A 7,485-nucleotide genomic window follows, 5' to 3' on the forward strand; every position below is an offset into this window, starting at 1 on the left:
TGACGACGACGTCGGCTCCGTAGTCGGCGAGAGAGAGCAGGCCGTCTCCGGAGCACTTCATCAGAGGCGCGCCCTCGCCGGTCATCCACTCCCTCGCGATCTGGCGCACGGCGGGCGGATTGGGCTCGTACTGCACGAACCCTTCGTAGGCGACCATCGAACCCACGCGCGCGAGGAGGTCGTTTCCGCTCTGCATGGCCACCTTGACCATGTGGCTGCCGTGGTTCTCCATGCGGGCCGCGACCGGTGCCGGGGCGAAGCCCGAGAGTTGCTGATTCATGACGGGCTCCCTCAGACCTCGAACGGCTGGACGATGATGAAGTTGCCGGGCGCACCCCGGAACTGGAGGTTGACGCTCTCCCCCGTGGAGCCCGCGTACGCGTTGCTGCGCAGCCGCACCTGGCTGGAGACGATCGCCTGGGCCGCCGCCGACCAGGCGACCACGGCGTGGCAGTCGGCGAACGTCGTCGGCGTGACGGGCAGGACGACGGGCACGCCGTGCGTCTTGACGATGACCGTGCCGGTGCCCTGGAACTGCATCACGAAGAGCGCGCCGCCGGGGATGCCGTGGCCCTCGATCCTGCGCACCTCGTGCTGGAGCGACTCGTCGAACGCGAGGACGTTCTCCGCGGAGACACAGATCGCGTCACCCTGGAGCTCGATGGGGTGCAGGTGGGTGGCTTCCTCGGCGAGGAAGACCTGGCCGCGGCCGGAGCAGCGCATCAGCTGCATCTCCTGGCCGGTCGCATTGCCCACGACGCGGCCCGCGAAGCCCGCGCCCTTGTAGCTGAATTCGACCTTGCCCTGGTAGAGCACCATGCTGCCCTGCCGGGCGAGCACGGCCTGCTCGCTGACCCCGAGGTCGACGCGGACCAGCTTCTCGTTCTGCTGCGTCCAGCGCTGTCCGGTCGGTGCCTCGCGGTACTTCTGGAGGGCGGCGGACACACCGGCACCCTGCGGGGCCGCGCCTTGCGGGGCCGCGGGCTGACCGGGGAACTGGCCGGGGGGCTGCTGGCCATAGCCGGGCGGCATGGAAGCGCCGGGCTGCTGGCCGTAACCGGGGGGCATCGGAGCGCCGGGCTGCTGGCCGTATCCGGGCGGCGGGGGCGCCGACTGGCCGGGCACCTGGGCGTAGTGCGGCTTCGGCTGTCCGTAGGGCTCGGGCGGCGGGGGCGGGATCGTGCCGCCCGGCGGCTGGTTCATCGGGGCCACGATGGTCTGCGCCGCGTGCACGGAGGGGTCGGCCGGGGCCGGTGCGGGCGGCGGAGTGGCTCCCTGCGGCGGCGCGAAGTTCTGGGCCGGAGCAGGGGCGGGCGCGGGGGCCGGAGCGGGCGCGGGAGCCGGAGCCGGGGGCTGCGCGGGGCCCGCCGGGGCGCCGAACGCGGGCGGCGCGGCGGCCTGGGCGGGCGGCGCGAAGGACGGGGCGCCGGTGGCCGGGGGTGCCTGCGGTGCGGGCTCCTCCTCGGCGACCTCGCCGCCGAAGTTCCTCAGGAGCGCGTCGAGACCGCCGTCGAATCCCTGGCCGATCGCGGCGAACCGCCAGACGTCCTTCAGGTAGAAGTCGCCCAGCATCACGGCACGCTCCGTGGAGAACTCCGCGCCGTTGAAGGAGTAGCGGGCGACTTCCTCGCCGCCCGCGACGATCCGGATGTAGCCGGGGGCGACCTGCGACATCTGGCCGGCGCCGTCGATCGTCGCGGTGAACGACAACTTCTGGATCTTTGCCGGGATGCGGTCGAGCGTGACCCGGAAGGACTCCGTGTCACCGGCCTGCGCGCCGAGGAGCTGAATGGACTCCTCGGGCGACTTCGGCTGGTTGAAGAAGATGAAGTAACTGTCGTCCGAGAGGCGCTCGTCCGCGTCCAGGCCGAAGCAACTGATGTCGAAGCTCAGTCCGGGGGCGGAGATCTGCACGCCTACGTACAGATCGGTGCCCGCGGTGAGGTCACTGATCTTGGCCTTGTGGCCGCGTTGGAATTCCCTGGCCATACGTAACGACCGTCCCCCATCCCGAATGTAAATGCGTCGCGCCAGGCTAACCGCAAAGTCCGACAGCGGACCAAGCCGGTACAAAGCCGGTACACAACCTCCGGGAACTGCGGAAGTTCACTCGTCACGGGCGGCGGGCAGATGCGGCAGCCGGTCGGCCGCGACCACACCTTCCAGATACCCGCGGGCCCGCTCCGTGCGGGGGTAGGCCTCGAGGAGCCGCCAGAAGTCGGACCCGTGTCCGGGCACGAGGAGATGCGCGAGTTCATGGACGAGGACGTAGTCGACGACGTACTCGGGCATGCCCTGCAGCCGGTGCGAAAGGCGGATGCTGCCCTCCGACGGGGTGCACGATCCCCACCGGGTGTTCTGGTTCGTGACCCAGCGAACGGACGCGGGCCTGGCCCGGCCGTCGAAGTACTGCTCGGAGAGGCGCTCGGCGCGCTCGGAGAGCTCCGCGTCGCCAAGGACCCGCTTGCTCTCCTGGGCCGCGAGCTTGTCGAGCATGACGTTGACCCAGCGCTGTTCCTCGGCCTCGGACATGCGGGCGGGGATGAGCACGACGGTGCGATCGCCCTCGCGGTACGCGGAGACCGTTCTGCGGCGGCGGGCGCTCCGTCTGACCTCGACCGCGCTCACCCCGGAGCCGGGTGGCGGCGGGCTGGTCATGCTGCGCTGTGGGTTTCCGGCGCGGTGCAGTGGGTCGGCGGGCACGCCCCGACGTTACCCGCTGGGTATGGGGGAAGTCCCGCCTCCGGGACGGTTCGGCGGGGTATCGCTCCCCGTGCGATCGATTAGTACGACGAATACCCCATGCCTGTGGACAACGCTCGGCGGCCTTCGACCGGGGCGGGCATCCTGGCTGTCGACCGGCGATGCGGGCGGGGACAAGCAGCGCCGGATGACCACGGGGGGACGACCATGCATCCGATCTTGAAGCCTGCGCTGCGGCGCGGCTGGCGCGATCTGAACACCATCCAGTTCGGCGTGGCGCCTGCCCACGCCCTGACGCTCGGACCGGTGGACACGGCAACGGGCAGCTTCCTCCAGCTGCTGGACGGGACACGCGGACTGCCGCTCCTGCGCGAGGAGGGCAGACGGATGGGCCTGCCCGACGATCACGTGGACAAGCTCGTGCGACGGCTGTCCGCGGCCGGTCTCCTCGACGACGCGACGGGCGGCGGTGCGGCGGCCGACGCCCTGCGCAAGCGGGATCGGGCGATGGAGCGACTGCGCCCGGACCTGGCTTCGCTGTCGGTCGTGACCGCCGGGCCCGGCGACGGGATGCGGAAGCTGGCGGCGCGCCGCGCGATGCGGGTCCAGGTGCGGGGCGCGGGACGGGTGGGGGCGGTGGTGGCCTCGGTTCTGTCCGGTGCGGGAGTGGGGCAGGTGGACGTGATGGAGGGAGGAGTCGTCGAGCCCCGGGACGTGGCGCCGGGCGGCCTGCCCGCCGACTCGGTCGGCAGCCGCAGGGACGCGGCGGCGCGCCAGGCGGTGCGGCAGTGGGCTGCGGACCGGCCGCCCCGCCGGGTCCGGAGGGCGGCGGGAGAAGCGGGGGCAACGGAAGCAGAGGGCGCAGGGGGCTCAGCGGGGGCGGTGGGAGAGGGGGAGCCGGCGCTTTCTCTCGTGATCATCGCGCCGCGGGACGGGCTCTACGCACACGCCCCCGACCCGCTCGCCGCCGAGCCCCTCGTCGCGTCGGGGACACCGCATCTTTATGCCGGGGTGATCGAGGGAACCGGAGTGGTGGGGCCGCTCGTCCTCCCGGGGGCGACGGCCTGCGCGGGCTGTCTGGCGCTTGAGCGTGCGGACCGGGATCCCACCTGGCCGCGCATGCTGGCGCAGTGGCGTTCGGGACGCGCGCGCCATGTCACCGCGTGCGACCTGGCCCTTTCGACCACCGTCGCCGGCCTTGCCGCGGCGCATGCCCTGGCCTTTGTGGACGGGGCGGCACCGGCGAGCGCGGGGGCCCGCTGGGAGGCGTCCGTGCCGGGCCTCGACTGGCATGCACGGCCGGTACCACCGCATCTCTCGTGCCCGTGCGGGGCGGGTGTGGTGGATAAGGGGGAACACCCCGCCGGGGACAAAGAGCCGCACGACACAATGGCGGGGTAACCGCCTGACGAGGCGTGGCTGTCTGGGACTTGGAGGGGCGCATGTCTGATCTTCCCCGGAAGGCGGTAACCCGTACCGCCAAACTGGCCGCGCTGCCACTCGGCTTCGCCGGGCGGGCGACCTGGGGGCTCGGCAAGCGGATCGGGGGCAAGTCGGCGGAGATCGTCGGCCGTGAGCTGCAGCAGCGCACGGCGGATCAGCTGTTCAAGGTGCTCGGCGAGCTCAAGGGCGGAGCCATGAAGTTCGGCCAGGCCCTGTCGGTCTTCGAGTCGGCGCTTCCCGAAGAGGTCGCGGGGCCCTATCGCGCCGCGCTGACGAAGCTCCAGGAAGCGGCGCCGCCGATGCCGACGCGCACCGTGCACGCCGTGCTCGCCGAGCGGCTCGGCGATGACTGGCGCGAGCTGTTCCTGGAGTTCGACGACAAGCCGGCCGCAGCGGCGTCGATCGGCCAGGTCCACCGGGCGGTGTGGTCCGACGGACGCGAGGTCGCGGTCAAGGTGCAGTATCCGGGGGCGGGCGAGGCGCTGCTCTCCGACCTGAACCAGCTGAGCCGCTTCGCCAGGCTCCTGGGACCGCTGGTTCCGGGAATGGACATCAAGCCGCTCATCGCGGAGCTGCGCGACCGCGTCTCCGAGGAACTGGACTACAGCCTGGAGGCCGCGGCGCAGCACGCGCACGCCGAGGAGTTCGCAGACGATCCGGACGTACTGGTGCCCGATGTGGTGCACCAGGGCGAACAGGTCCTGGTGACCGAGTGGGTCGACGGAATACCCCTGTCGGACGTGATCGCCGACGGCACGCAGGAGCAGCGGGACCGCGCAGGACAGCTCCTTGCCCGTTTCCTCTTCTCGGGGCCGGCGCGCACCGGGCTGCTGCACGCCGATCCGCATCCGGGCAACTTCCGGCTGCTGCCCGACGAGAAGGGCGGCCTCCGGCTCGGTGTCCTCGACTTCGGCACGGTGGACCGGCTGCCCGGCGGGCTGCCCCCGACCATCGGCCGCTCCCTGCGGATGACGCTCGACGGCGAGGCCGACGCGGTCTACGCGATGTTGTGCGAGGAGGGCTTCGTCCAGGAGTCCGTGGATCTCGAACCGGACGCGGTCCTCGACTATCTGCTGCCGATCATCGAGCCCATGCTGGTGGAGGAGTTCACCTTCACCCGCGGCTGGATGCGGGGGCAGGCGGCGCGGGTGGCCGATCCCCGCTCCCCCGCCTATCAGTTGGGCAAGCGGCTGAATCTCCCGCCGTCGTATCTGCTGATCCACCGTGTGACGTTGAGCACGATCGGGGTGCTGTGCCAGCTCGGGGCGACGGTCCGGATGCGGGACGAACTCGAGGAGTGGCTGCCGGGCTTCGTGGAGGAGGAGCCGCAGGAGCAGGAGGCGGACGACCCGGCGGCCGGCGCCTGAGAGGTATGGCTCGCCCTCACCACCACGGCGAGTCGAGCCGCCCCTCGATGGCTCTGAGGTTCTCGCGGGCGCAGGAGTCGCAGAAGTAGCGGCGGGCGCCGTTCTCCACGGAGCAGGTCCAGGTGAGCGGCGCGCCTTCGGCCACCTTGCCGCAGCGGGAGCACACGAGATTCCCGGCGTCAGCGGGCTGAGGAGTCTGCTGGTCCACCCGGCGAGCCTATCGCCGCGCGCGGAGGTTCGCCCGGCACAACGCACCGCGGGGGCCGGTCCGTTCGGACCGGCCCCCGCGGGCTTCGTGGTGTGGCTCAGGCAGTGCGTCGGTTGATCACTGCATGACGGCCAAGGCGAGCGCACGCTTGGCGCGCAGCGACGCGCGCTCGGCGCGGCGCTGCATCCGGCGAGCCGCCATCAGGCGGGCGGCCGGGCGGTTGGCGTCGGCTTCAAGCATGCGTTCGTGCATATGCGCACGAGCCATGGCTTCTGGGATGAGTTGCATTTCGCGGGTCCTGTTCTGGCGCGAGTCGTTCGCGCCGGTGGTGGAGAAGTCTGTGGTGGCGGAGCCTGCGGGCTCGGCGGTGGCTGCCTTCATCGGGGCCTGCTTCTTGGGGTCGTGCGTCAGGGGGCGATCGATCGTTCCGATGGCGTTCATGCGGCAACAACCGGGTTCTTGCGCGGACGGCCACGGGGCCGCTTGCGGGCAACGACGACACCCTGGACGAAGAGCTCGCCGCCCCAGACGCCCCACGGCTCACGCCGCTCCTTGGCGCCTGCGAGGCAGGCCTCCATCAGCGGGCAGGTACGGCAGAGGGACTTGGCGTACTCGACGTCGGCCGGCGACTCGGCGAAGAAGACCTCGGGGTCGTAGGCGCGGCAGGGGACGGGTACGCCGAGGTTCTCGATGGCGTCGTCGAGCGCGGTGAGCGCGGTGAGGGGAGTCAAGGTCGGGTCCTCCGTGGGAACGGGCGGGGGGAGAGTCTCTGAAGGCGGTACGGACGGGGCGTGCGCTTCGAGTTGCACGGTGGTGTTTTCCTCGTCTGGTCGTGCCGGCCTGGGTCGGCCGGTTGGCGGCTGGTACCGGGTCTTGCTCGGCCCCTTCGCTCCGTCATCCCGTTTTGGGGAAAACAGAAGGGCCGCGGATCCCGGGTGGGGTTCCGCGGCCCTGAAGGCGCCGGTCTGATCGAGGATCAGACTGGATCACTCCAGGGTTCGAGCCCACGGAAGGCCCACATCGTGTGGTGGTGCTGCGTCTGCTGCTGGGTCGTCTGCTTCTTGGATCCGGCACCGGCTGCGGCAAAGGCATAGGCCTGCGCCTGTGCCGTCGCTACTGCTCCCGGTGCCTTGGTCGCTCGCTCGCTGCCCTCATTGACCTCACGCATCGGAAGAACGTTCAGCGGGAGGGACAGAGGGAGGGCAGAGGACTCCGGACGAACGGCGGCGGCAGCGATGCCACCGGACAGACCGGTGCCCTGGTTCGAGAAGCCGAGCAGGCAGGAAGCGACGACCGAGCGATCGGTCATTTTCGCGGTGCTGGTGAAGCTCTCGTTGATGCTGATCACTGGAATCGCCTCCTCTCGGCGTCTATGGGACCGGCCGGAACCGGTCCTGCGGGCGGACTATTAAGTACAGCACGAGGCGAGGGCTTCGGAGAAGCCGCCGTTCCCGTGCTTAAGAACCTATGGGTCTTCCTTGCGCATGCGCAAACTATTTTTTCGACGAGTTTGAATCAGTTGCCATCGGCGCCCCTTACACGCTCCTCACCTGCACAAATGGCGAGCACATCAGATCCATAGCGGTTGAGCTTGCGCACGCCGACGCCGGGGATCCGGGCCAGCTCGCCCTCCTCGTCGGGTGCGGCCTCCGCGATGGCGATCAGAGTCTTGTCCGTGAACACGCAGTACGCCGGCTGTCCCAGCTCCTTCGCCTGGCCCGAGCGCCACTCCCGCAACCGTTCGTAGAGCCCCTCGTCCATGTC

The 7,485-nt window shown here is 70.6% G+C and carries 10 protein-coding genes; 2 read left to right on the forward strand and 8 right to left on the reverse strand.

Annotated elements, in window-relative coordinates; genetic code table 11:
* The 3 genes from ACQKIP_RS34010 to ACQKIP_RS34020 form a co-directional block, all read right to left on the reverse strand.
* A partial coding sequence (locus tag ACQKIP_RS34010) for an AIM24 family protein (RefSeq protein ID WP_427745030.1) occupies nucleotides 1-280 on the reverse strand: 280 nt, incomplete at its 3' end.
* A gap of 11 nt (nucleotides 281-291) precedes the next feature.
* Nucleotides 292-1,989 carry a TerD family protein gene (locus ACQKIP_RS34015; protein WP_365860521.1) on the reverse strand — a complete coding sequence of 566 codons (1,698 nt, stop codon included), beginning with the start codon at nucleotides 1,987-1,989 and terminating at the stop codon, nucleotides 292-294.
* A 117-nt stretch (nucleotides 1,990-2,106) separates the two neighbouring features.
* On the reverse strand, nucleotides 2,107-2,703 hold the full coding sequence (locus ACQKIP_RS34020; RefSeq protein ID WP_365860520.1) for a M48 metallopeptidase family protein: 597 nt from the start codon (nucleotides 2,701-2,703) through the stop codon (nucleotides 2,107-2,109).
* A 207-nt stretch (nucleotides 2,704-2,910) separates the two neighbouring features.
* Between ACQKIP_RS34020 and ACQKIP_RS34025 the strand changes: the two genes are divergently transcribed.
* Together ACQKIP_RS34025 and ACQKIP_RS34030 are read left to right on the forward strand one after the other, a co-directional pair.
* Nucleotides 2,911-4,104: a ThiF family adenylyltransferase gene (locus tag ACQKIP_RS34025; RefSeq protein ID WP_365860519.1), complete on the forward strand. Its 1,194-nt coding sequence runs from the start codon at nucleotides 2,911-2,913 to the stop codon at nucleotides 4,102-4,104.
* 41 nt (nucleotides 4,105-4,145) lie between these two features.
* Nucleotides 4,146-5,513 carry an ABC1 kinase family protein gene (locus ACQKIP_RS34030; protein WP_365860518.1) on the forward strand — a complete coding sequence of 456 codons (1,368 nt, stop codon included), beginning with the start codon at nucleotides 4,146-4,148 and terminating at the stop codon, nucleotides 5,511-5,513.
* Nucleotides 5,514-5,529: 16 nt separating this feature from the next.
* Here the strand turns inward: ACQKIP_RS34030 and ACQKIP_RS34035 are convergent, their stop codons facing one another.
* The 5 genes from ACQKIP_RS34035 to ACQKIP_RS34055 form a co-directional block, all read right to left on the reverse strand.
* Nucleotides 5,530-5,721, reverse strand: a complete 192-nt coding sequence (locus ACQKIP_RS34035; protein ID WP_365860517.1) for a hypothetical protein — start codon at nucleotides 5,719-5,721, stop codon at nucleotides 5,530-5,532.
* Nucleotides 5,722-5,838: 117 nt separating this feature from the next.
* Nucleotides 5,839-6,162, reverse strand: a complete 324-nt coding sequence (locus ACQKIP_RS34040; RefSeq protein WP_365860516.1) for a hypothetical protein — start codon at nucleotides 6,160-6,162, stop codon at nucleotides 5,839-5,841.
* Entirely contained in the window at nucleotides 6,159-6,530 is a 372-nt protein-coding gene (locus tag ACQKIP_RS34045) for a WhiB family transcriptional regulator (protein ID WP_190082052.1), read from the reverse strand. Before ACQKIP_RS34045 ends, ACQKIP_RS34040 begins: the two co-directional genes overlap by 4 nt.
* 167 nt (nucleotides 6,531-6,697) lie before the next feature.
* A complete protein-coding gene (locus ACQKIP_RS34050; protein ID WP_365860515.1) occupies nucleotides 6,698-7,069 on the reverse strand; it encodes a hypothetical protein in 372 nt (123 codons plus the stop codon).
* A 167-nt stretch (nucleotides 7,070-7,236) separates the two neighbouring features.
* Nucleotides 7,237-7,485 (reverse strand): HRDC domain-containing protein (locus tag ACQKIP_RS34055; RefSeq protein WP_427745031.1); only part of this gene is annotated, 249 nt, incomplete at its 5' end.

Origin of the sequence: Streptomyces sp. NPDC059900 (assembly GCF_050270335.1) — a bacterium.
GTDB lineage: Bacteria > Actinomycetota > Actinomycetes > Streptomycetales > Streptomycetaceae > Streptomyces.